The 23,130-nt window shown below is 70.5% G+C and carries 20 protein-coding genes; 5 read left to right on the forward strand and 15 right to left on the reverse strand.

The window, feature by feature from the left end; translation table 11 throughout:
* The first annotated feature begins 12 nt into the window (after positions 1 to 12).
* On the forward strand, positions 13 to 723 hold the full coding sequence (locus EDF33_RS09990; RefSeq protein WP_132099978.1) for a hypothetical protein: 711 nt from the start codon (positions 13 to 15) through the stop codon (positions 721 to 723).
* Here the strand turns inward: EDF33_RS09990 and EDF33_RS09995 are convergent.
* The 6 genes from EDF33_RS09995 to EDF33_RS10020 form a co-directional block, all read right to left on the reverse strand.
* Positions 720 to 1,943: an ABC transporter permease gene (locus EDF33_RS09995; RefSeq protein ID WP_132099979.1), complete on the reverse strand. Its 1,224-nt coding sequence runs from the start codon at positions 1,941 to 1,943 to the stop codon at positions 720 to 722. The two genes, EDF33_RS09990 and EDF33_RS09995, sit on opposite strands and share 4 nt — an antisense overlap.
* A complete protein-coding gene (locus EDF33_RS10000) occupies positions 1,940 to 2,866 on the reverse strand; it encodes an ATP-binding cassette domain-containing protein (protein ID WP_123338726.1) in 927 nt (308 codons plus the stop codon). Before EDF33_RS10000 ends, EDF33_RS09995 begins: the two co-directional genes overlap by 4 nt.
* A gap of 145 nt (positions 2,867 to 3,011) precedes the next feature.
* Positions 3,012 to 4,673 carry a glycoside hydrolase family 13 protein gene (locus EDF33_RS10005; RefSeq protein WP_123938758.1) on the reverse strand — a complete coding sequence of 554 codons (1,662 nt, stop codon included), beginning with the start codon at positions 4,671 to 4,673 and terminating at the stop codon, positions 3,012 to 3,014.
* Positions 4,674 to 4,741: 68 nt separating this feature from the next.
* A complete protein-coding gene (locus EDF33_RS10010; protein ID WP_123291961.1) occupies positions 4,742 to 5,647 on the reverse strand; it encodes a carbohydrate ABC transporter permease in 906 nt (301 codons plus the stop codon).
* Complete coding sequence (locus EDF33_RS10015) at positions 5,647 to 6,594, reverse strand: sugar ABC transporter permease (protein WP_111084432.1); 948 nt, start codon at positions 6,592 to 6,594, stop codon at positions 5,647 to 5,649. Before EDF33_RS10015 ends, EDF33_RS10010 begins: the two co-directional genes overlap by 1 nt.
* An 11-nt stretch (positions 6,595 to 6,605) precedes the next feature.
* Complete coding sequence (locus EDF33_RS10020; RefSeq protein ID WP_243692426.1) at positions 6,606 to 7,868, reverse strand: extracellular solute-binding protein; 1,263 nt, start codon at positions 7,866 to 7,868, stop codon at positions 6,606 to 6,608.
* Between the two features lie 168 nt (positions 7,869 to 8,036).
* Between EDF33_RS10020 and EDF33_RS10025 the strand changes: the two genes are divergently transcribed.
* The gene (locus EDF33_RS10025) at positions 8,037 to 9,293 is read left to right on the forward strand and encodes an ROK family protein (RefSeq protein ID WP_132099980.1); all 1,257 of its coding nucleotides are present in this window, start codon (positions 8,037 to 8,039) and stop codon (positions 9,291 to 9,293) included.
* Here EDF33_RS10025 and EDF33_RS10030 read toward each other — a convergent pair.
* Both EDF33_RS10030 and EDF33_RS10035 read right to left on the reverse strand, forming a co-directional pair.
* Entirely contained in the window at positions 9,199 to 9,915 is a 717-nt protein-coding gene (locus tag EDF33_RS10030) for a CoA pyrophosphatase (protein WP_243692427.1), read from the reverse strand. The two genes, EDF33_RS10025 and EDF33_RS10030, sit on opposite strands and share 95 nt — an antisense overlap.
* Before the next feature lie 131 nt (positions 9,916 to 10,046).
* Positions 10,047 to 10,877, reverse strand: coding sequence for a siderophore-interacting protein (locus EDF33_RS10035; protein WP_207906670.1), 831 nt, complete (start codon positions 10,875 to 10,877; stop codon positions 10,047 to 10,049).
* Between the two features lie 113 nt (positions 10,878 to 10,990).
* Here EDF33_RS10035 and EDF33_RS10040 point away from each other — a divergent pair, with 113 nt between their 5' ends.
* Both EDF33_RS10040 and EDF33_RS10045 read left to right on the forward strand, forming a co-directional pair.
* Positions 10,991 to 11,527, forward strand: a complete 537-nt coding sequence (locus EDF33_RS10040) for a hypothetical protein (protein ID WP_132099981.1) — start codon at positions 10,991 to 10,993, stop codon at positions 11,525 to 11,527.
* Entirely contained in the window at positions 11,524 to 12,138 is a 615-nt protein-coding gene (locus tag EDF33_RS10045) for a class I SAM-dependent methyltransferase (protein ID WP_132099982.1), read from the forward strand. Before EDF33_RS10040 ends, EDF33_RS10045 begins: the two co-directional genes overlap by 4 nt.
* A 28-nt stretch (positions 12,139 to 12,166) precedes the next feature.
* On the opposite strand, the gene EDF33_RS20160 is transcribed toward EDF33_RS10045, so the two are convergent.
* Positions 12,167 to 12,616 (reverse strand): DUF4279 domain-containing protein, encoded by a 450-nt coding sequence (locus EDF33_RS20160; protein WP_165918784.1) that lies wholly within the window; start codon positions 12,614 to 12,616, stop codon positions 12,167 to 12,169.
* A 130-nt stretch (positions 12,617 to 12,746) separates the two neighbouring features.
* Here EDF33_RS20160 and EDF33_RS10055 point away from each other — a divergent pair, with 130 nt between their 5' ends.
* A complete protein-coding gene (locus EDF33_RS10055; RefSeq protein WP_243692428.1) occupies positions 12,747 to 12,995 on the forward strand; it encodes a hypothetical protein in 249 nt (82 codons plus the stop codon).
* A 111-nt stretch (positions 12,996 to 13,106) separates the two neighbouring features.
* On the opposite strand, the gene EDF33_RS10060 is transcribed toward EDF33_RS10055, so the two are convergent.
* From EDF33_RS10060 to EDF33_RS10085, 6 genes are all read right to left on the reverse strand, one after another.
* Entirely contained in the window at positions 13,107 to 14,090 is a 984-nt protein-coding gene (locus tag EDF33_RS10060) for a glycoside hydrolase family 16 protein (protein ID WP_132099984.1), read from the reverse strand.
* A gap of 275 nt (positions 14,091 to 14,365) precedes the next feature.
* On the reverse strand, positions 14,366 to 15,559 hold the full coding sequence (locus EDF33_RS10065; RefSeq protein WP_123672509.1) for an alpha-hydroxy acid oxidase: 1,194 nt from the start codon (positions 15,557 to 15,559) through the stop codon (positions 14,366 to 14,368).
* Between the two features lie 128 nt (positions 15,560 to 15,687).
* Positions 15,688 to 17,166: a rhamnulokinase family protein gene (locus tag EDF33_RS10070; protein WP_132099985.1), complete on the reverse strand. Its 1,479-nt coding sequence runs from the start codon at positions 17,164 to 17,166 to the stop codon at positions 15,688 to 15,690.
* A 21-nt stretch (positions 17,167 to 17,187) separates the two neighbouring features.
* Positions 17,188 to 19,290: a bifunctional aldolase/short-chain dehydrogenase gene (locus EDF33_RS10075; protein ID WP_132099986.1), complete on the reverse strand. Its 2,103-nt coding sequence runs from the start codon at positions 19,288 to 19,290 to the stop codon at positions 17,188 to 17,190.
* Between the two features lie 4 nt (positions 19,291 to 19,294).
* Complete coding sequence (gene rhaI / locus EDF33_RS10080) at positions 19,295 to 20,467, reverse strand: L-rhamnose isomerase (RefSeq protein ID WP_132099987.1); 1,173 nt, start codon at positions 20,465 to 20,467, stop codon at positions 19,295 to 19,297.
* A gap of 334 nt (positions 20,468 to 20,801) precedes the next feature.
* Positions 20,802 to 23,108, reverse strand: a complete 2,307-nt coding sequence (locus tag EDF33_RS10085) for an alpha-L-rhamnosidase (protein WP_132099988.1) — start codon at positions 23,106 to 23,108, stop codon at positions 20,802 to 20,804.
* Between the last annotated feature and the right edge of the window lie 22 nt (positions 23,109 to 23,130).

Genomic DNA, 23,130 nt, shown 5'->3' on the forward strand with positions numbered 1-23,130 from the left:
TGGGATGGTCGGATGGAACCCCTGCACGGCGAACGCGTCGAGGACGATGAGTCCCTCGCCGAGCGCACCGTCCGCGGAGCGATCCGCGCCTACCGGCTGCACTCCTTCGACGCGGTCGACGCCTCGGTGGTGGCCGAGGTCGCGGGCATCCCGCTCGAGACCGTGGAGCGGTTGTTCCCCGCGTGGGAAGCCCTGTTGCTGGTGACGTACGACCGGTGGACGCAGCTGCGTGGCACCCGTCGGAAGACCCCGCCGGCGTGCACGATCGACCACGTCCGGCTGACCCTGGCCGAGGACGTCGCCGACCCGGGGCTCGTCCGCGTCCTCGCGGGCGTGATCACCGTCGCGAGCTCGGAGTCCGGCTTCGCCGAGCTGTTCCGCAAGCGCTTCGACGAGTACGTCGAGCAGCTCAGCAACGGTCTGCAGCGCGACTTCGACAACGGTGCCGAGGAATCGGCGATCCCGTCGTACCAGGCGGCCACGCAGCTGCTCGCGGTGTACGAGGGACTGCAGATCCAGATGCTCGTCCGGCCCCACATCGACGTCATGGTGGAGTTCGACCGGTCGGTCCGGACGCTCCGACAGGGCTGGAAGCAGCACGAGTTGCCGTCGTGGGACCTCGACGCCGACGTCCCCGAGCGCGAGACGCCACAGCGCCAGCGACCGGCGGAACACCAGCAGACCGCTCGCGAGCCCGAGCGGGAACCCCAGAGCCGTCCCTAGCGGGAGACCGACCGCCGCCGCCACGACACGATCTGCCGCAGCGTCACCTTCGACCCGTACTGCGCGACCGAGTGCCGGAACAGGTACTCGGCGAACCACAGCAGCAGCCCGGCGGCGACGAACACCTCGACGATGCAGACCACCGACTCGACGACGCTCAGCGAGCCGACGGCGTTCCGCACCATGGCGGTGACGGGCGTGAACGTCGGGAAGTAGGTGAAGAACGCGGCGACGGGCGACGTCGGGGTGGTCATCACGAAGAACGCCGCGTAGAGCGGGATGATCAGGGCGAAGATCGCCGCCGACTGCAGTGCCGAGGCGTCCTTGATCGACGGCACCGCGGCACCGACAGCGACGAACAGCCCGGACGCCAACAGCACGCCGCCGACGAGCAGCAGGGCACCGACGAGCATCCGCCGCGGGTCGATCGTCAGCCCGCCGAGCTGCGAGGCGACGAGTGGCAGGACGGCGAGCATCCCGACCAGCCCTGGGATGACGAACACCCCGACCTGCACGAACCCGACGAGCAGCATCGCGATCACCTTGCCGCGGATCAGGTCGCCGGCGGTGACGGCGGTCAGGATCATCTCGGAGATGCGGTTCTCCTTCTCCTCGACCACGACGGTCACCATGCGTGCCGCGAGCAGGATGACGAGTCCGAAGAAGGCGGCGACGTACAGGAACGGCGGAACGATCGACAGCCAACCCGGCGCGACCTGCCCGTCGGCGTAGGTCGTGACGTCGGTGGCCGGTGGGGAGCGCAGGAGCTCGACGGTCTCGGGGTCGTCGACGGTCGCGGCGACGCTCTGCTCGAGCACCCGTTCGGCGAGCGACGAGTAGCCACCGTTCGCGAACAGGCCGCGGTCGGCGGCGTCGACGGTGATCGGCGAGGTCGAGGGGGAGGACGGGAACGAGATGAAGGCGTCGAGGTCCCCGGAGCGCACGGCGGCGCGGTCGGCGTCGGCGTCGGTGGACGGCGATCCGCCCCACTTCGCCGCGACGGACTCGGACACCAGCCCGGAGTGGTCGACGTAGCGGAACGGGGTCTTCGTGGCCGACGAGCCCGAGACGACCGAGTCGGTGCCGGCGGCCTGTCCGATGCCGACGAGCAGGGACACGATGACGATGACGACCGGCAGCGCGAGCGTGCCGATCCAGAACGCGGGCTTCTTGACCGCGCGGACGAACTCGAACCGGACGACGGTCCCGAGGCGGCTCACGCTGCTGCCCCCGCGGCGGCGAGCGCGTCGTGGCCGTAGACCTGCACGAAGATCTCGTCGAGGGGGATCCGACGCATCTCGAACGCGGTGACACGGACACCGTCCGCCACCAGCGCCGCGAGGATGTCGGCACCGTCCGGTGCTGCGGCCGACGTCGGCACGAGGTAGGCGACGTGGCCCTCGTGCCGCGCGAGCTTGTACAGCGGCGAGCGGGGGACCGGTCCGTCGAGGCCGACCCGGGCGACGGCGCCGCCGAAGGCGTCCTGCACGTCGGGGATCGACCCGTAGGCGGCGGCGGTGCCGTCCTTGAGCAGCAGGATCCGGTCGCAGAGCCGCTCGACCTCGTCCATGTGGTGGGTCACGAGGATGACGGTCGCGCCGTCGGCCTTGCGTTCGTCGACCAGGTCGAGCAGCAGCCGTCGGTTCACGGGGTCGAGGCCCTTCGTCGGTTCGTCGAGGATGAGCAGCCGCGGCCGGTCCATGATCGTGATGCCGAGCTGCACCTTCTGCTGCTGCCCGCCGGAGAGCTTGTCGACGCGGAGCTTGGCGCGGTCGGCCAGGCCCACGCGTGCCAGGTAGTCCATGCTCCAGGCCGTCGCCTCGGGACCTCGGAGCCCGCGGAGCCGTCCGAAGTAGGACATCACGTCGATGACGGATTCCTTGCGGTAGAGCCCGCGCTCTTCGGGCAGGTACCCGATGCCACCGGTGGCGGGCCGGTAGGGCTGGCCGTCGATGGTCAGGGTGCCCGCGGTCGGGGTGGTGATGCCGAGCAGGGCGCGGATCGTCGTGGTCTTGCCGGAGCCGTTGCTGCCGAGCAGGCCGAACGTCTCGCCGGCGGCGACGTCGAACGACAGTCCGTCGACCACGTTCCGGTCCCCGAACCGCATGACGAAGTCCTGCACGCTGATCGTCGCCCCGCTCATGCGGCGACCCTACCGTCAGCGGCTGACGTCTCGGATGCCGGTCGCGGCCCGAGATGGTGACCCCACGGCGGACGGGAGGCCCGGTGCCTGCCTGCACCGCGCCTCCCGTCCGTCACCTGGTCGCGTCCACGACGCGCACCCTGCGTCAGGAACGCAACCAGGCCGTCCCCACGCCCGTGAGGGCACCGTCTGCCACCGGTGCCGAGGCGAGCAGCAGCTCGCCGGCGGGGAGTTCGTAGGGCTCGTCACCGAACACCGTCACGCTCGTCCAGCCGTTCGGGCGTCGGAACGCGAGCACGTCGTCGCGGCCGGTCTCGAGCCACTCCAGGTGCTCCTCGGACTGCAGCTGGCCGCGCAGCCCGAGGGCCTTCCGGTACAGGCTCAGGGTCGAGTCGGGGTCGGTGTCCTCGGCCTCGACGCTGGCGTCCGCGAACCACGCCGGCTGCGGCAGGTGCGCGGAGCCGGAGCCGAAGCCGAACGACGGGCCGGACCGGGTCCACGGGATCGGGACACGGCAGCCGTCGCGGCCGACGTCGACGCCCGGGTTGCGGAAGAACGCGGGGTCCTGGCGGTCGGCGTCGGGGATGTCGCCGACCTCGTGCAGACCGAGCTCCTCGCCCTGGTACAGGTAGGCGGAGCCGGGCAGTGCGAGCTCGAGCAGGGTCGCCGCCTGCGCGCGGCGCAGCCCGAGCGAGCGGTCCAGCGCGTCCTGCGACCCACCGGCGAGCAGCCACTTGCCGCCCTGCTTGTCGGGGGAGCCGTTCCGCGCCGGCAGCGCGTAGCGGGTGGCGTGCCGGACGACGTCGTGGTTCGAGAACACCCACGTGGTCGACGAGCCGGACTGCTCGGCCAGGCCGAGGTTGAACTCGATGATCTCCTTGAACGAACCGGCGTCGAAGTCGGCCTCGAGCAGGTCGAAGTTGAACGCCTGCCCCAGACCGTCGGCGCTGGCGTACCGGGCGCGGCGGTCGGCGGCGACCCAGGCCTCGGCGACCGCAGTGCGCGCCGGGGTGTACTCGTTGAACACGGTCCGCCACTCGGCGTAGATCTCGTGCACGTCGTCGCGGTCCCACAGCGGGTGCGAGCCGTCCTTCGGGATCTCGGCGAGCTCCGCCCAGGTCGGCAGGGCTCCGGACGGCAGGTCCTTCGCGAGCCCGTGGGCGACGTCGATGCGGAAGCCGTCGACGCCGCGGTCCGACCAGAAGCGCAGGGTGTGCAGGAAGTCGTCGCGGACCTCGCGGTTCGCCCAGTTCAGGTCGGGCTGCTCCTTGGCGAAGGAGTGCAGGTACCACTGGCCGTCGCCGACCGCGGTCCAGGCCGGGCCGCCGAAGATCGAGATCCAGTCGGCCGGAGCCTGTTCGCCGGACGGCCCGGTGCCGTCGCGGAAGACGTAGCGGTCGCGGGCGGGGGAGCCCTTCGGCGCGGCGAGCGCCTCGCGGAACCACTCGTGCCGGTCGCTCGTGTGGTTCGGCACCACGTCCACGATCACCCGGATGCCGGCGGCGTGCAGCGCCTCGACCATCCGGTCGAAGTCGTCGAGCGTGCCGAGCTTCGGGTCGACGTCGCGGTAGTCGTCGACGTCGTAGCCGCCGTCGGCGAGGGCGGACGGGTAGAACGGGCTGAGCCAGACGGCCTCGACGCCGAGCGACGCCAGGTACGGCACGCGCTCGGTGATGCCGGGCAGGTCGCCGATGCCGTCGCCGTTCGCGTCCGCGAAGGAGCGCGGGTAGATCTGGTAGACGCTCGCCTGGCGCCACCAGGTCTCGTCGGTGGCAGTGGTGGCGGGCTGGGCGAGGGTGTCGGTCACGACGGGCCTTTCGTGGTTCGTGGCGGTGTCGGTCGGTTCGGTCGTACCGGCCGGGTCGGTCGTCTTGCTCACTTGATGGCGCCCTGGGTCACACCGGCCATCACCCATCGCTGCGTGACGAGGTAGACGATGATCGCCGGGGCCATCGCCATCAGGTACGAGGCGAACGACACGTTGTAGTTGTTGCTGAACTGGGTCTGGAACATCTGCTGCAGCACCGGCAGGGTCTGCAACGCCGGGTCCGAGGTGATCAGCGACGGCATCACGAAGTCGTTCCACGACGCCAGGAACGCGAAGATGCCGACGGTGGCGCTCATCGGTGCCAGCAGCGGGAACACGAGCCGCCAGAACACCTGGCCCGTGCTCGCGCCGTCGATGCGGGCGCTCTCCTCGAGCTCGGCCGGGATCGACCGCAGGAACGCGGTGAAGAGCAGCACGCTGAACGACAGCTGGAACATGACGTGCAGCAGCGCGACGCCGAACGGGTTGTCCAGGTGGGCGAGCCCGGTGAGCTTCACCTGCGACAGCGCGAGCACCGGGAACGGCAGGAACATCGCGGCGAGCAGGTAGAAGAACGACCAGCGGAACAGCCGACGGTCCCAGTTCCGGGCGATCGCGAACGCGGTGAACGACGCGAGCAGGATCGTGCCGACGACGGTGATCGCGGCGACGAGCACCGAGACACCGAACGCCCGCGGGAAGTCGGTGAGCTCCCACGCCTGCACGAAGCCGTCGACGCTGAACGGAGCCGGCAGCGAGAACGCGTTGCCGTCGACGGCCTGGCCGGTCGTCTTGAACGCCATCGTCAGGGTGACGTAGAGCGGCACCAGGATCGAGAGCGCGCAGAGCACGAGGACGACGGTGACGGGCCAGTTGGCGTTGCCGCCGCGGCGGCCGGCGGTCCGGTCGGCGTCGACCGATCTGATGCTGCCCGTCTTCGTCGTCCCCGGACGGAGGGGTGTCTGGATGGTCATCAGAGCGCTGCCTTCCCGCGGGTCGCCCGCAGCTGGATCACGGCGATGACGACCGCGATGATGAAGAAGATCGTGGCGTTGGCCATCTGGTAGGCGTAGTCGCCGCCGTTGAAGCCCTTGAAGATCGACATCGCGACGCTCGTGGTCGAGGTGCCGGGGCCACCGTCGGTCAGGCCGACGATGATGTCGTACGAGTTCAGGAAGTTCTTGAACCCGATCACGAGGTTGATCAGGATGTAGCCGGCCGTCAGCGGTGCGGTGATCGAGATCAGCTGCCGCCACGCGCTCGCGCCGTCGAGGGCAGCTGCCTCGTAGACCTCGCCGGGGATGGACAGCACCCCGGCGATGTAGATGAGGAGCGTCGACGGGATCGCCTGCCACGCGGTGACGATCACGATGGCGACCCACGCCAGGTCGGGGTTCGCCAGGATGCTCTGCTCGAGCGGACCGAAGCCGATCGCACTGGCCAGGGCCGGCAGGCTGTTCGCGAACAGGAACGAGAACACGTACGCGATGACGATGCCCGAGATCACCATCGGCAGCACGAACACCGCGCGGAGGGCGATCTTGCCGCGGATCTTCGACGTCAGCGCGATGGCGAGCAGGAACGCGACCGCGTTGACGACGATCACGGTGACGAGCGAGAACCCGAGGGTGAACAGGTACGCCTGCAGGATCGCGGGGTCGGAGAACACCGCGACGTAGTTCGTGAGCCCGATGAAGCGGAACTCACCGAAGCCGACGGAGTTCGTGAAGCTGAGCACGATGCCCATCACGGCCGGCAGCGTGATGGCGAGCGTGAAGAGCAGCAGGGTGGGGAGCAGGAAGGCGAGGAAGAGCGGTTCGATCCGCTTCCGCTTGTGGGTGACGGACTGGAGGCCCGGGGCGGCTCCGCCACGTCGGCGGCGGTCCGCCGTCGTGATGGCTTCGGTGGTGGTGGTTGCCATGGGACGTCTCCTTACGCGGCCGTGCGGAGCGCGAGACGCGCCCAGTCGGCGTCGAGGGTGCGGAGCTGGCGCTGCGGGTCGCCGCCGAAGGCGATCGACTGCGCGTAGTTCGCGACCGGGATCTCGGCGGGGATGAGCTGCGACGCACCGAGGTAGAAGGCGGCGTCGTCGTAGTACGACTGCATGCCGGTCAGCGCCGGGTTCGACGCCGGGGGAGCGTCCTTGCGGACACCGAAGCCGTTGTTGTCGGCGTTGTACTTGTCGTTGACCTTCGACTGCATCAGGAACGTCAGGAACTCGCGGGCGGCCTCCTGCTTCCGGGACGCCTCGGGGATCCAGAGCGCCAGGTCGACGTTCACCCGCACCTTGTTGTCCGCGGCGTCGTCGGTGACGGGCAGCGGGAAGGTGCCGAGGTCCATGTCCTTGTTCGTCTTGGCGATCTCGCCGAGCGCCCACGGCCCCTGCAGGTACATCGCGGCCTTGCCCTGTGCGAACGCGAGGTTGCCGTCGCCGTACCCGCGGCTGGCGGCACCGTCCTGGTGCCATGCGCGCAGCTGGGTCATGCGTTCCATCGGCGTCCGGAGGTCCTTCTCGAACGACACCGACGAGTCCTTGCCGACGCTCGTGCCCTCGCGTCGCAGTGCGTCGAACGTCTTCGGGGTGTCGATCGCACCGCCGACCGTGTAGTCGAACATGCCCTGCGCGATCGTCCAGTTGTCCTTGAACGTCCCGTAGATCGGGGCGATGCCGGCCTGCTGCAGCCGCTTGCAGAGATCGGCGAACTCGCTCCACGTCGTCGGCACCTCGAGCCCCTGCTCGGCGAACAGTGCCTTGTTGTAGATCACCGAGGCGGCGGTCACCGAGTACGGCAGGGCGCTCTTGCGACCCGGGTAGTCGGCGGTCTGCTGCATGAGCGGCCACAGGTCCGGGTTGATCGTGTCGGCCTGCGACAGGTCGGAGAGGTCCGTCAGGGCTCCGTGCTCGACGAACGGCACGACCGAGAAGTTGTAGTTCCAGCAGCCGAGGTCCGGCGGCCGGTTCCGGACGAAGTTCGCGGACATGCTCGAGGTCGAGTCGCGGACGACCCGCACCTTCGACTGGCTGTCGTGGAACTGCGCGATGACGCCGTCGAAGTACCCGATGACCTCGGGCTTCGAGACGTAGAACGTGATGGTCTCCGGCTTGGCGCTCGAGGACCCGATCGGGGCGCACCCGGCGAGCGCGAGGCCCGCTCCGATGCCGCCGGCTCCGAGCAGGAACGAGCGTCGGCTCACCGATGCCGCCGTCCTGGTCGTGGCGTGTGGTTGCACGTCGTCTCCGTCCGTCCGGACCCGGCAGCCCTGCCGTTCCGTCCTGCGATCGGCTCCGATGCCGACCGCGAGACTAAATCTAGCGACAAAATCTAATTACGCAAGGAACTCGTTGCGCGATAAGGTCGCGGCATGCCGCCACCCCGTCGAACGAGCGCCGAGACACTGCTCGCGCACGCCTTCGACGCTGGCGCCTTCACCGCGACCGAAGCCATCGACGCCACCGGCCTGACCCGCTCGACCGTGCTGGCCGCGTGCGAGGAACTCGTCCGGCTCGGCTGGCTCCACGAGCTCGACGACGCCCGTGCCGCCGGGGAGTACCGGATCGGGCGGCCCGCCCGTCGCTACGAACTCGACACCGCCGCCGGGGTCGTCGTCGGCGTGGACGCCGGACAGCACCGGGTCACCGCCATCGTCGCCGACCTGCGCGGCACCGTGCTCGGTCGCGCCGAGGGGGCCCTCGGTGAGTCGGGACTCGAGGTCCCCGTCCGGCTCGCAGTCCTCGCCGACACCGTGGACGACGCGCTCGCCGCCGCCGGAGCCGACCGCTCCCGCGTCCTGGTCACCGTCGTCGGCATCCCCGCGCCGGTCGACGCCGGCGGGGCATCGCCGGACGACGGCGGCTTCTGGGACCGGATGAACCCGGGCTTCGCCGGCGCCGTCCCGCACGGCCGCGTCGTCGTCGAGAACGACGCGAACCTCGCCGCGCTCGCCGAGCGGCCGTCCTCGGGGGACGCCTCGTTCGCCGCACTGCTCTCCGGCGAGCGGTTCGGCAGCGGCCTCGTGGTCGACGGTGTGCTGCTCCGCGGTGCCCACGGCGGCGCGGGGGAGATGCGCGTGCTCGACATCGTCCAGGGGGTCGGGTCGTCGGACGGCATCGGCGCGACGGCGCGGACGCTGGTCGCCGAGGCCGTCGCTGCGGGCGAGGTCCGGCCGGGCAGTCCGCTCGCGGTGGACGCCGGTGCCTCCGCCGTGTTCCGCGCGGCGCAGGACGGCGACACCGTGGCGCTGGCGATCGTCGACCGCCTCGGCGACCGACTGGCCCGCGTCTGCGTCCTGCTCGCCAGCCTGCTCGACATCGACCGCGTGGTGGTCGCCGGTGCGATCGCCCAGCCGGCGGTCGCCGTCATCGACCGTGCCCGCGCGCTGCTCGACGGCTGGCACTTCGACCCCGTGCCCGACCTGGTGGCGTCGACGCTCGGCGGCGACGTCGTCGTCATCGGGGCCGTCGCCCACGCGGTGGACGCGGTCCGTGCCGACCCGCTGTCGTTCCCCCTGGGCGGTACCGACCGGCTCAGTGTCGACGATCGAGCGGCAGTTCCCGCTCCCGATCCCAGTCCTCGGTCCACCCGAGCCGGTCGAACAGCGCATCCAGCAGCATCGCGGTGAACCCCCACACCAGGTGGTCGTCGTCGTGGTCGCCGTGCTCCGCATCGACGGTGAAGCCCGGCCCGCGCCACTCCTGACCACCGCGTCGGATCACCGTGACCCCGCGGTTCGCCGGGTCGAGCAGGTCCGCCACGGGGACCCGGAACACCGCGGCCGACTCGCGCTCGTCGACGACCCGGATCGGAGACGGCTCGCGCCACCACCCCAGCACCGGGCGCACCAGGTGGTTCGAGAACGCCAGCGGCACCGCGGGCAGCGTGCCGAGGACCTCGACGCCCGTCGGGTCCAGCCCGGTCTCCTCGTGTGCTTCGCGGAGGGCTGCGGCGACGGCGTCGGCGTCGCCCGGGTCGATCCGTCCGCCGGGGAACGCGACCTCGCCCGGGTGCGCGCGCAGGGTCGTGGCACGCGCGAGCAGCAGGACGTCCAGGTCGCGCGGGACGTCGGCGGCGACGGCCGGGCGGTCGCTGGGGGTGCGGTCAAGCGCGCCGAAGAGCATCAGGACGGCGGCGTGCCGCGGGGTGGCCGAACCGGTGAGTTCGCCCGCCACGGGCCCGGCATCCGCCCACCCGTTCGCTGCGACGGTCGCGAGTGCCGCCCGTGCTCGCCCCTCGTCGCCCATCACCCGCCCACCCTAGGCGCGCGGCGCTGGTGGCCGTGCGCCGTGTGCCGTGCTTCGTGAGCAGAAATGGTCGGGTCGGGAATCGGCACTCGACCATTCCTGCTCACGAAGTTGCCGGAGGTGCCCGAACGCAGTCAGCCGGACCGGCCCGCTCGCCAGTACCCGGTGAAGGCGATCCGCTCCTTCGGGATGCCCGCGCTGACCCAGTGGCGTCGCGCTCCGCCGGCGAGGGACTGCTCGCCGGCGACCCAGGCAGCGTGGTCGGGGCTCACCGACGATCGGGTGACCGCGTCGAGCGCCGCGGCTCCGGGACGTCGACCGGGTTCGCGGGTGATCCACGTCACGTCGATGCCGGTCGGGGCATCGATGGTCCGCACGTCGGCGTCCGTCGGGACCTCGAGGATCGCGGTGCCCTTGGTCGAACGGGGGAGCGACTCGAGGATCCCGGCTGCAGCGGGCAGGGCGCTCTCGTCCGCGACGATCACGATCGGACGACCGAGGGCGTCCCGGTCGAAGCCGATGCCCTCGTCGATGAGCCCGGCCACGTCGCCGGGCTGTGCGCCGAGTGCCCACCCAGCCGCGGTCGGTCCGGTCGGTGCGTGGTCGTCGCCACTGCCGTGCACCACGAGGTCGACGTCGAGCTCGTCGCCGTGGTGCAGTCGGCGGAGGCTCCGCACGGTGTAGCTGCGGAGGATCGGTCGGCTCGCCTTCGCCATCGTCAGGAACTTCAGGTAGCTCACGGTGTCGAGCTTCTGCGGGGCCCGCGTGAGGTCACCGCCGTCCACCGGCAGGAACAGGCGGAACCACTGGTCGTAGCCCATGTGGGTGAATCGGCTCAGGTCGTCGCCGCCGAACACCACGCGGATGAAGGACGGCGAGATCCGTTCGGTCCGCACGACGTGCAGGGTGAGGAGCTCGACGCGTTCCGGCTTCGTGCGGGTCGCCTGCATGTTCGTCCGTGCCATGTAGGTAAGGCTAACCTAACTAATACTCGAGCGGGAAGGCTCAGCCGACTCCCGGGCACCGTCGGCATGGTGGAGGAACCGAGGACCACTCGAACATTCGACGAGGAGACACCGTGGACCGCTTTCGACGACTCCCGCTGCCGGCACTGCTGCCCATCGTGTTCGTCCTGGTCGGCGGACTGTACTTCGCCATCGGTCTGGCTTCGAACCCCGACGGTGGCAGTCTGGCCGCTCGCGCGATCGGATCGCTCTTCTCCGCCGTCTTGATGACGGTGTTCTTCGGCTTCCTCATCGCCTACCGTCGCCGCCGAGCGGGTGGCACCGAGGGTGCTGCCGCGATCCAGCGAGCGGTGCGCTCCGGAGACCTGCCGGACGACGTCGACCACGTCGTGTGGACCCGCGAGCTCGAGTCGACCCGTAAGCGGTACCGGAACAACCGGGTCATCGTCCCGATCATGGTCGTCGTCTTCGCGGCCTTCTCGGTGTGGGCAGCTCTGACGATCAGCCCGTTCTGGTGGGCGATCCTGGTGCTGTTCATGGGGATGTGCGCGTACTCCGTCTGGGAGACCCGACGGGCACTGCGGAACATCGACCACCTGCTGGCCACCCTGCGCGGAACCTGGACCGTCCAGCAGTCCAGCAGCCCGTGACCCAGCGCGCCCCGAGTCCGGATCGACGCTGGAACCACAACACGCACTTCCACGCCCGGGTGCTCGATGCCGTGCCGGACGGGGCGCACACCGCCCTGGACGTCGGGACCGGCGACGGTCTGCTCGCCCGTGACCTGTACGACGCGGGGCTCGACGTCACGGCGATCGACCTGGATGCGGACGTCCTGCGCGCCACCCGCACCGCGAACGCCGACACCGGGATCCACTGGCTGCACGGTGACGTGATGGGACACGACTTCGGTCAGCAGTTCGACGTGGTGGCCTCGGTCGCGACGGTGCACCACCTGCCGGACCTGTCAGCCGGGCTTGCGCGGCTCGCAGACCTCACGGCGCCAGGTGGCGCCCTGGTGGTCGTCGGACTCGCGAAGCCCACCCGGCTGCGTGATCACGTGCTCGGGGTGGCGGGTGTCGCGCAGCATCGTTGGTCCTCATGGCGGCGCGGTTACTGGGAGCACTCCGCGCCGACGTGCTGGCCGCCACCGCATTCGTACGCCCAGGTCCAGCACATCGCGCATGCGGTCCTGATGGGGTCCGAGTACCGCCGACACCCGCTGTGGCGGTACGTGATCACGTGGCGCCGGCCGCGCTGACGCACGGATGAACTGACGGCGCCGGGACTCACCAGACGTCGCGGTACGAGATCTCCATGTGCTCGGTCGACACGGGTGTCAGTTCGAGATCGAGCCCAGCGGCTCCCACCTGGCGCAACACCTCCGCCGGCACAACGAAGGTGTTCTCCTTGTGGTCGGTGATGAGGGACACTGACAGGCTGACCACGTAGCCCTCCTCGCGCAGACGCGCGAAAAGGTCCGCCGCGTTCTCTGGCAACAGCTGCAGGACCCACTGCACACGCCCCCAAGGGTCCTGCCCGTGGTCGGCGCGGATCTCGTCGATGTGAACGACGCTGAACACGTTCCACATCGATACGTCGAACACGCGGGGCCCCTCACCCTTGTGGTCGCCGATCTCGTACTGCTCGTCGGGCCTGACACCCAGGAGTTGTGTCACGTGCTCCGAAGAGCCCCGCTGGCCATGGATGTTCAGCTCCACCTGGATGTTCTTGATCACTCCGGCAGTGTCCCACTCAGGCTGCGCCGCGATCGCGGCGGGCTCTCCGCCGTGGATGCGCCGGACTTCCACCAGCCGTGGTGTGCACTGAGGATCGGCCAACGGACAGCGCGCACCTACACTCTCCATCGTGAGTAGACGGAGCCCGGGGCCACGCGTCTTCCGACGCCCGAAGCCCTTCGCCGGCGGGGAGGTCTGGATCGTCCAGCACGACGAGTCACCGGACAACACGGTCCTGGGCGTCTTCGCCACAGACGACGAGGCGTACGCCTTCATGGACACGGTCAAGGACGACTACGAGAACGGCGTGATCTGCTCGAGCTTCTCGATCCCGTACCAGTCCACCGATGGCGCAGTTCGTTACCAGTCCGAGGACTGAAGTCGGCCTCCGTCGGCCTGTCGGTCACCCTGCGAGCGAGGACCCAGTGAGCAGAAGACGTCGGGTCCCTGGTGGACCCGACGTCTTCTGCTCACTCTGTGGGCCGAACGCTCACTCCGTGGTGGAGACCCAGTCGATGAGCAGGTTGCCCTGGTCGCCCCAGTTGCCGACCTGGAACATGAAGCGGTGCGGGGTCGTCGGGACGTCGTGGGTGATCGTGTCGAGGACCTTGCCGTCGACGCTGTAGGTGACCGACTGTCCGGGCACCCAGTCCACCGTGTAGGTGTGCCAGTCGCGCCACGAGACGCCGGTGCCGATCTGGACGCGGTCGGCTTCCTTGCCCGGGGTCATCGAGTGGTGGAAGGCCGAGGGGCTGTCCTCGAAGTTGCCCTCGGGGAAGTCGATCTCGCCGTCGGACCAGGTGCCCGACGTCGGCCACAGCATGAACGCCGCGCCGTTGCCGTCGCCACCGGTTGCCTTGGCGCGGACGGAGAACGAGCCGCCGACGTGGTCCCAGGCTCCGGCGGAGGAGCCGAACGTGCCGGCCGCGCCCGCTCCGGTGCCGAGGGCGACGTCCATCACGCCGTCGTGCACCGAGACGGTCTTGCTCGGCGCGTAGATGCCGGAGGTGCCGTCGGGGTAGGGCTGCCACGACTGCGGGTAGAGCCGCGAGACGAGGCCGGTGACGGCGTCGGTGGTGAAGTCCTCGACGAACGAGGCGGCCGGCGCAGCGGAGGTGTCGGCGACCTCGTTCTGCGGTTCGGCCGCGTCGTCGGCGTCCGACTCCGCGGCTTCGGCGTCGTCGGTGGGCGCAGCCGCCTCGGGTTCTGCGGTCGGGGTGGTGTCCTCGATCGGCGCGGCCTCGGCGGTCGGCGCGGGCGTCTCCGTCGGCGTCGTGTCCGACTCCTCGTCGTCGGACGGGGCCGGGGTCGCAGTGTCCGAGGGGGTGGGCGTGGGGGTCACCGGGGCGTGCTGCCCGTGGCGGTGTCCGCCCCAGCCCCACCAGCTGTCAGCGGAGGCGGCGGAGGCGGTGGGGACTCCGAGTGCCAGGCAACCGGCGGTCGCTGCCGCCAGGATCGCGCGACGGCGGCTCATCGGGTGTGCCGTTCGGTGGTGAGGGTGGTGGGCGTGGTGGTCGCGGGGGTCGTGCCGCGCATGGGCGTGCACGTGCTTCGGGTCGAGATGTCGGGCTCCTCGTGGTGCTCGGGCGCAGGATGCGGGGAGGGGACGGCGCGCCAGGGGGCAGGATGCCGAGGGGTTCGGTGACGCGTCCACGGACATCTTGCATCATTTGTGCCCCGTTCGGGGGTAATCGCCCGAATCGGCACTCGAACGCGCGGTGAACGGCGGGCAGCCCGCTGCTCGCCGCCTCAGCCGCGCGGCACCGGCTGCAAGCGCTGCAGCTGCGTCACGTGACCGGGCTCGAGCTCGTCGAGCGACGTGACCCCGAGCAGCCGCATCGTGCGCTCGATCTGCTCCGACAGGATCTGGATCATCCGGTCGACACCGGCCTCGCCGCCCGCCATCAGCCCGTACAGGTACGCCCGACCGACCATGGTGAACTTCGCACCGAGCGCCACGGCGGCGACGATGTCCGCGCCGGACATGATGCCGGTGTCGAGGTGCACCTCGGTGTCCATGCCGACCTCCTTCACCACGGAGGGCAGCAGGTGGAACGGCACGGGTGCCCGGTCGAGCTGGCGTCCGCCGTGGTTCGACAGCGTGATCCCGTCGACGCCCATGTCCGCCAGACGACGGGCGTCGGCCAGGGACTGCACGCCCTTGACGACGACCTTGCCCTTCCACTGGTCGCGGATCCAGGCGAGGTCCTCGTAGGTGACGGTCGGGTCGAACATGTGGTCGAGGAGCTCCCCGACGGTGCCGGACCACCGGTCGAGCGACGCGAACGCCAGCGGCTCGGTGGTCAGGAAGTCGAACCACCACCACGGTCGCGGGATGGCGTTCAGCACGGTCCGGGCGCTCAGCTGCGGCGGGATCGAGAAGCCGTTGCGCTTGTCCCGCAGACGCGCGCCGGCGACGGGCACGTCCACGGTGACGAGCAGCGTGTCGAACCCGGCCTTCTCGGCGCGGGAGACCAGCGCCATCGACTTCTCGCGGTCCTTCCACATGTACAGCTGGAACCAGTTGCGGCCGTTCGGGTTGGCGTCGCGGACGTCCTCGATGGCGGTGGTGCCCATGGTGGAGAGCGAGAACGGGATGCCCGCGCGTCCGGCTGCCCGGGCACCGGCACGCTCACCCTCGGTCTGCATCATGCGCGTGAACCCGGTGGGAGCGATGCCGAACGGGTACGCGACCGGCGCACCCAGCACCGAGCGCGAGGTGTCCACGGACGACACGTCGCGCAGGATCGCGGGTGTGAACTCGATGTCCTCGAACGCCTGGCGGGCGCGCGCGAGCGAGATCTCGGCCTCGGCGGCGCCCTCGGTGTAGTCGAACGCGGCCTTCGGCGTGCGGCGGGCGGCGATGTCGCGCAGGTCCCAGATCGTCAGGGCCTGTTCGAGGCGCTGACGCCGACCCGGCAGCGAAGGCTTCTTGAACTGCATGAGCGGTGCGAGGTCCCGCACGGTCGGCAGCTGCCGCTTGATCGGGGTCCGCCGGGCCGACGGTGCGCCCGGGGTGGCTGCCGGTGCGCCCGTGGCGGGGTCGACGCGGTGCTGGTCGTCGGTCGAGGTCATACAGACATCCTACGTCTCGAGGTGGATTGGCGGAGGGAAGCGTCGGAGGAACGCGGGGTGTACCGGACGGGCTCGACGGTGCGGGCAATCGTTGCGCGCAGGGCCTCGAGCGATGCGCCGCGCAGGCCGCCGAGTCCGGCTGCCCGCGCCTGCACCAGGATGTTGCCGAGTGCTGTCGCCTCGACGGGCCCGGCCAGGACGGGCAGCCCGGTGCGGTCGGCCGTCAGCTGGCAGAGCAGCCGGTTCTGCGATCCGCCGCCGACGATGTGCACCTGTCGGACGTCTTTGCCCGTGATGGTGCTGATCGTCGCAAGTGTCTCCGCGTACGCGGCGGCCAGCGACTCGAGGATCGAGCGCACGAACTCGGCCCGCGACGCGGGCGCGCTCAGCCCGTGGTCGTCGCACCAGGCGGCGATGCGCGCGGGCATGTCGCCGGGCGCCGTGAACGACTCGTCGGCGGGGTCGAAGACGGGGACCGGGGCCGTGACGGCCGCGGCGGAGGCGAGCAGGGCCTCCAGGTCGATGCTCGCGCCGTCACGTTCCCAGGTGCGGACGCTCTCGGACAACAACCACAGTCCGGACACGTTCTTCAGGAACCGGACACGGCCGTCGACCCCGCCCTCGTTGGTGCAGTTCGCGTCGCGCGCCGCGTCCGACAGGACGGGTGCGTCGAGCTCGACGCCGACGAGCGACCAGGTGCCCGACGAGATGTACGCGAAGTCCGGTTCGGTCGCGGGGACCGCGACGACGGCGGAGGCCGTGTCGTGCGAGCCGACGAGCGTGACGGGTGCCTGCCCGCCGACGGCGTCGGCGACGGACGGCAGCAGCGGCCCGAGTCGGTCGCCCGGGTCACGCAGGGTGGGCAGGAGGCCGGCCGGGAGGCCCGCAGCAGCCCGCAACGCCGGGTCCCACCCGCGGGTCGTCGCGTTCAGGACCCCGGTCGTCGACGCGTTCGTGCGCTCGGCCGCCTCGACACCGGTGAGCCAGTAGCCGAGCAGGTCGGGGACGAGCAGCGCCCGCTGCGCGAGCTGCAGCGACGGGTCGGCAGCGAACTGGAACACCGTGTTGAAGGGCAGGTGCTGCAGACCGTTCCGGGCGTACAGCTCGGCCGCGTCCATCCGTCGGTGCACGCGGTCGACGCCGCCCTCGTGCCGCTCGTCGCGGTAGTGGTACGGCAGCCCGAGCAGCCGACCGTCGCGCAGCAGGCCGTAGTCCACCGCCCACGAGTCGATGCCGATGCTCACGATCGCCGGGTGCGTGGCGAACGCCTGACGGAGGCCGTCGGTCACCTGTCGGTGGAGCTCGACGACGTCCCAGTGCAGGGCCTCGCGGTCGTGCTCGTGCAGGGTCACGGGGCCGTTCGGGAACCGGGCGACGTGCTCCATCCGGACGCCGTCGGTGTCGACGTGCCCGAGGATCACCCGGCCGCTGGTGGCCCCGAGGTCGACGGCGGCGACGGTGCCGCTGGTGGACATGCTCTTACCTCTTGTCGGACATCAGCGCAGGAACGCGGCGGCGACACCCGCGTCGACGGGCACGTGCAACCCGGTCGTGTGCGAGAAGTCGTCGGTGCAGATGGCGTAGACGGCGTTCGCGACGTTCTCCGGGACGACCTCGCGCTTGAGGATGGTGCGCTGGGCGTAGAACGCGCCGAGGTCCTGCTCCTCGATGCCGTAGGTCTTCGCGCGGTTCGCTCCCCAGCCGCTCGCGAAGATCCCCGAGCCACGGACGACGCCGTCGGGGTTGATCCCGTTGACGCGGACGCCGTGCTCGCCGAGCTCCGCCGCCAACAACCGGACCTGGTGCGCCTGGTCGGCCTTGGTCGCCGAGTACGCGATGTTGTTCGGACCGGCGAACACCGAGTTCTTCGACGAGATGTAGACGATGTCGCCGCCGAGGCCCTGCTCGATGAGGACCTTCGCTGCCGCCTTGGACACCAGGAACGACCCCTTCGCCATGACGTCGTGCTGCAGGTCCCAGTCCTGTTCGGTGGTCTCGAGCAGGCTCTTGCTGAGCGACAGTCCGGCGTTGTTCACGACGAGGTCGAGGCCGCCGAAGTGCAGCAGCGTCTCTTGGATGGCCTGCTCGATCTCCGCTGCGGACGTCACGTTCGCCGCGACGCCGATGGCCCTGTCCGTGTTCCCGATCTCGGCCGCAGCGTCTTGCGCCTTCGTCAGGTCGAGGTCGGCGATGACGACCGCGGCACCCTCGGCGGCCAGGCGCTTCGCGATCGCCTTGCCGATGCCGCTCGCGGCTCCGGTGACCAGGGCGATGCGGGTGGCGAGCTTCTTGGGGGCCGGCATCCGCTGCAGCTTCGCCTCTTCGAGGGCCCAGTACTCGATGCGGAACTTCTCGGCCTCGTCGATGGGGGCGTAGGTGCTCAGCGACTCGGCGCCGCGCATGACGTTGATCGCGTTGACGTAGAACTCCCCGGCGACGCGGGCGGTCTGGGCGTCCTTGCCGTAGGAGAACATCCCGACGCCGGGCACCAGCACGATGAGGGGGTCGGCGCCGCGGATCGCGGGGGAGTCCGGGTTCGCGTGGCGGTCGTAGTAGGCCTGGTAGTCCGCGCGGTACTGCTCGTGGAGTTCGTGCAGGCGGGCGGTCTGCTCGTCGACGCTCGCGGTGGCGGGCAGGTCGAGGATGAGGGGCTTCACCTTGGTGCGCAGGAAGTGGTCGGGGCAGCTCGTGCCGAGCGCGGCGAGCTCCTCGGCGCGCGACGACGCCAGGAACTCGAGCACGACATCGCTGTCGGTGAAGTGCCCCACCACCGGCTTGTCGTGCCCGGCGATGCCGCGGATCGTCGGTGCGAGGGCGGCGGCGCGTGCGTGGCGTTCCTCGGTCGGCAGCGCCTCGAAGCCTGCTCGGGATCCGCCGAACGGGTCGGCCTTCCCGTGCTCCGCGATGAACTGCTCGGCGGTGTCGATGATCCAGCGCGAGTTCGCCTCGGCCTCCTCGCTCGTCTCGCCCCAAGCCGTGATCCCGTGGCCGCCGAGGATCGTGCCGATCGCCTGGGGGTTGTCCCGCTTGATCGCGGCGATGTCGAGCCCGAGCTGGAACCCGGGTCGGCGCCACGGCACCCACACCACCCTGTCGCCGAAGATCGTCGACGTCAGAGCCGGTCCGTCCGCCGCCGTCGCGATGGCGATGCCGGCGTCCGGGTGCAGGTGGTCGACGTGCGCGGCGTCGACCAGGGCGTGCATCGCCGTGTCGATGGACGGGGCGGCACCGCCCTTGCCGTGCAGCGTGTAGTCGAACGCGGCGACCATCTCGTCCTCGCGCTCCACTCCCGGGCCTGTTTCTGATGCGTACATGTCCTGGAGGGCACGGACGCGGTCGACGCGCAGGACCGCGAGGCCCGCCGGGGTGAGGGTGCCGAGGTCGCCCCCGGAGCCCTTCACCCAGAGCAGCTCCACCGGCTCGCCCGTGACCGGGTCGGTGTCGGTGCCCTTCGCCGAGGTGTTCCCGCCGGCGTAGTTCGTGATCCGCGGATCCGAGCCGAGCGCGTTCGAGCGCGCGATGAGCGCACTGATCGTGGTGTCTGCGTCGGTGCCGTGCGTTGCGGGGTCCACCCGAGCCTCCAGGTCGTTGATCGTCATCTGTCTACGCGCCCCAGCCGGCCTGGACGCCACCGACGCGGTCCTCGGCGATCGACTGCTGGTACCCGGAGTCCAGGTACGCGCGCATCGGGTTCGCCGGCAGACCGCGGGATTCGCGCCACGCGGCGAGGTCCGCCCGGACGTCGGTCTGGTACGCGTCCATGAAGACCTCGTTCGCGCCGAGGACGTCGTGGGCCTCCTGCGCTGCGGTCAGGGCCACGCGGTCGAGGAGCAGTGCCCGGGCCGTCATCTCCTGCACGTTGAGCACGGAGCGGATCTGACCGGGGATCTTGTCCTCGATGTTGTGGCACTGGTCGAGCATGAACGCGACGTCGTGGTTGTCGTAGCCGCCGCCGCGGATGACCTCGACCAGGATGCGGAACAGCTGGAACGGGTCCGCTGCGCCCACGATCAGGTCGTCGTCGGCGTAGAACCGCGAGTTGAAGTCGAAGCTGCCGAGCTTGCCGAGGCGCAGGAGCTGCATCACGATGAACTCGATGTTCGTGCCGGGGGCGTGGTGGCCGGTGTCGAGGCAGACCATCGCCTTGTCGCCGAGCGCGGACGTCTGCACGTAGCTCGTGCCCCAGTCCGGCACGTCGGTGTGGTAGAACGACGGCTCGAAGAACTTGTACTCGAGCACCAGGCGCTGGTCGGCACCGAGGCGGTCGTAGATCGTGCTGAGCGACTCGTGCAGGCGGTCCTGGCGGGAGCGCATGTCCTCCTGCCCGGGGTAGTTCGAGCCCTCGGCGAGCCAGATCTTCAGGTCGCGGCTGCCGGTGGCGTCCATCACGTCGATGCAGCGCAGGTGGTGGTCGATCGCCTTCTGCCGGATCGACTCGTCGACGTGGGTCAGGGCGCCGAACTTGTAGTCGTCGTCCTGGAACGTGTTCGAGTTCACGGTGCCGAGCGACACCCCGTGCTCTTCGGCGTGCCGCTTGAGGTCGCTGAAGTCGTCGACGAGGTCCCACGGGATGTGCAGTGCCACGGTCGGTGCGAGGCCCGTGTACTTGTGCACCTGGGCGGCGTCGGAGATCTTCTCGTACGGGTCGCGCGGGGTGCCAGGCGTGCTGAACACCTTGAAGCGGGTGCCGGAGTTGCCGAAGGCCCAGCTGGGCAGCTCGATCTGCTGTCGTGCGAGCTGGTCGGCGATGCCGGTGAAGGTCGGGGTCGATGTCATCGTGTCACTTCCTCGTGTGCGATTGAATCGTTTCATACAGTACGGGTCGCGGCGGGCTGCCGCAACCGTGTGGGGTGTGTTGCGTCGCGCACCCCGTTGCGGTCTTCGCGCCCCGGAGAGTCGGGGCGCGATGACCGCACGGGGGCGCGACGCGGGACGGGCGCGGGCGCGATGCGCGCACGGGGCGCGGGACGGGCGCGGGCTGCGCGCCCCGTTGCGGTCTTCGCGCCCCGAAGAGTCGGGGCGCGAAGACCGCCCGGGGGCGCGACGCCGGGTGAGCGCCGTCAGGCGTCCCGCGCACCCACCGTGACCAGCCCACCGTCCGCTCCCCGCGCTACGCCGCCGGCACAGCAGCCGGCGCGCGCAGCTCGTGCGACCCGGCGCCGAGCCGCTGCTCCGCAGCACCCGGTAAGCGCACCACTGCGGTGACGCCCTCCGGCACCTGTGCACGGACGAGCAGCTCGCCGTCGACGAGCTCCCACCGCACCGCAATGTGCCCGTGCACGGAGTCGAGCGACGTCGACGCCCACGTCAGGCCACCGCCCGGCTGCGGTGCGATGAGCACGGAGGCGTACCCCGGTTCGAGCGCCGACAGACCGCCCACCACCCGGTGCATCCAGTCCGCCACGGCACCGAGTGCGTAGTGGTTGAACGAGGTCATCTCACCCGGGTTGATGGTGCCGTCCGGCAGCATCGAGTCCCAACGCTCCCAGACCGTCGTCGCACCCATCGTCACCGGGTACAGCCACGACGGGCACTCCGTCTGCAGCAGCAGCCGGTACGCGTCGTCGAGGTGGCCGGTCTGCGTCAGTGCGTCGGTGATGAACGGCGTACCCGCGAAGCCCGTCGAGATCCGGTACCCGGACTGCTCGGCCAGCTCCGCCAGGCGGTCGCCCGCACGGCGCTCGTCGTCCTCGTCGAGGATGCCGAACACGATCGCGAGCGCGTAGACGGTGGTGCAGTCGCTCCGGATGCGGCCGTCGGTCACGTAGTGCTGACGGAACGCGGCCTGGAGGCCCGTGGCCAGCTCCTCGGCTTCCGTCGCCTCCGCCTCGTGGCCCGTCAACCGCGCCGCCTGCGCCACCAGGGTCGCGCTGCGGTACGCGCACGCCGTCGCGACGACGCCCGGGTCGGCCTTCGCCTTGGCGGCGTCCTCCGGCGGGGCGTCCGGGTCGAGCCAGTCGCCGAACTGGAAGACGGTGTCCCACAGGCCCTCGGGTGACAGGTGGCCCTTGATGCGGCGGAGGTGCGCCGTCATCGAGTCGAGCTGCTCCTCGAGCACCGCGGTGTCGCCGTACGCCTGGTACAGGGTCCACGGCACCCACACGCCTGCGTCCGACCAGATGGCGGTGGCGTCCGGGGTGCCGAAGTCCTCGGCGGGGGAGTACTTGAGCACGTCCGGCACCACGAACGGGATGACACCGTCGGCGTGCTGCTGCTCGAGCCACACGTCGCGGAGCCAGTCGCCCAGGAACGCGCGGGTGTCGAACAGGTACGACGCCGTCGGCGCGAACGCCGCGATGTCGCCCGTCCAGCCGAGGCGCTCGTCACGCTGCGGGCAGTCGGTCGGGACGCTCAGGAAGTTGCCCTGCATGCCCCGGATGACGTTGTCGTGGAACGTGTTGAGCAGCTCGTGGCTGGACTCGAACGTGCCCGTCCGGGTCAGGTCGGAGCCGACCTGCACCGCGGTGACGGCCGCGCGGAGTTCGTCGAGCGTGCCGGTCCAGCCGTCGACCTGGGCGTACCGGAAGCCGTGGAAGGTGAAGCGGGGCTCGAAGTGGTCCTCGCCGCCGCTCAAGGTGAAGTGGTCCGTCGCCTTCGCGGTGCGCAGCGGGCGGGTGCCGAGCTCGTCGTGTTCGAGCACCTCGGCGTGCTTCAGGGTCAGCACCGTGCCCGCGGGCCCAGAGGCGACCACGCGGAGCCAGCCCACCAGGTTCACGCCGAAGTCGATCAGCGTCGCGCCGGACGGGCTCGTCCAGACCTCGACGGGGGCGATCTCGGCGAGGGGTCGGACCGGCGGCACGGTGTCGGCGACGAGTTCGCGCTCGCCGATGTCGACGGTGCGCACGGCGCTGGTGCGTCCCTCGTGGCCGTCGACGCTCGGTGTGGTGACCTCGCCGGGCGTCAGGAAGGAGCCGTCGCGGAGTCGGGCGTCGATGTCCTCGCCGTCGTACAGCTGATCGGCGGTGATCGCGCTGGACAGCGCCTGCCAGTCCGTGTCGGTGGCGACGAGCTGTTCGTGGCCGTCGGCGAAGGTGATGCGGAGCTCGGCGAACCCGGCGGGCTCGTCGGCGTACCAGCCGCCGCCACCACCCCACGCGAGGCGCCCGGCGGCCCAGCCCTTGCCGAGGACGAGTGCGAGGACTGCCGCCTCGCCCGAGCCGGTGCCGGTCAGGTGCGCCGTGACGTCGTGCGAGACGACGCGGATGCGCCACTCGTAGCTCGTCCACCCCGGTTCGAGCAGGTGGTCGGAGACGCGTTCGCCACCGAGCCACGCCTCGACGACGCCGAGGGCGCTGACGTCGAGGGTCGCTCCGGTGACGGCGCCGTGGCCGTCGTCGAGGGCGAACTCACGGCGCAGGATCGGTGCGCTCCCGAGGTCGGCGTCGCTCGTGATGAACGGTGCGGTCCAGGCGGTCATGTGGTGTGTCCTTTCACGCGAC

The sequence above is a fragment of the Curtobacterium sp. PhB146 genome (genome assembly GCF_004342995.1).
Classification (GTDB): Bacteria; Actinomycetota; Actinomycetes; order Actinomycetales; family Microbacteriaceae; genus Curtobacterium.

Coding starts and splice junctions, on each gene's coding strand:
- EDF33_RS10075 (WP_132099986.1), bottom strand. CDS start 19,290: ATGACGATCAACGACCTGGAGGCTCGGGTGGACCCCGCAACGCACGGC.
- EDF33_RS09990 (WP_132099978.1), top strand. CDS start 13: ATGGAACCCCTGCACGGCGAACGCGTCGAGGACGATGAGTCCCTCGCC.
- EDF33_RS10035 (WP_207906670.1), bottom strand. CDS start 10,877: ATGGCACGGACGAACATGCAGGCGACCCGCACGAAGCCGGAACGCGTC.
- EDF33_RS10060 (WP_132099984.1), bottom strand. CDS start 14,090: ATGAGCCGCCGTCGCGCGATCCTGGCGGCAGCGACCGCCGGTTGCCTG.
- EDF33_RS10000 (WP_123338726.1), bottom strand. CDS start 2,866: ATGAGCGGGGCGACGATCAGCGTGCAGGACTTCGTCATGCGGTTCGGG.
- rhaI (WP_132099987.1), bottom strand. CDS start 20,467: ATGACATCGACCCCGACCTTCACCGGCATCGCCGACCAGCTCGCACGA.
- EDF33_RS10025 (WP_132099980.1), top strand. CDS start 8,037: ATGCCGCCACCCCGTCGAACGAGCGCCGAGACACTGCTCGCGCACGCC.
- EDF33_RS10010 (WP_123291961.1), bottom strand. CDS start 5,647: ATGACCATCCAGACACCCCTCCGTCCGGGGACGACGAAGACGGGCAGC.
- EDF33_RS10085 (WP_132099988.1), bottom strand. CDS start 23,108: ATGACCGCCTGGACCGCACCGTTCATCACGAGCGACGCCGACCTCGGG.
- EDF33_RS10065 (WP_123672509.1), bottom strand. CDS start 15,559: ATGCAGTTCAAGAAGCCTTCGCTGCCGGGTCGGCGTCAGCGCCTCGAA.
- EDF33_RS10070 (WP_132099985.1), bottom strand. CDS start 17,166: ATGTCCACCAGCGGCACCGTCGCCGCCGTCGACCTCGGGGCCACCAGC.
- EDF33_RS10015 (WP_111084432.1), bottom strand. CDS start 6,594: ATGGCAACCACCACCACCGAAGCCATCACGACGGCGGACCGCCGCCGA.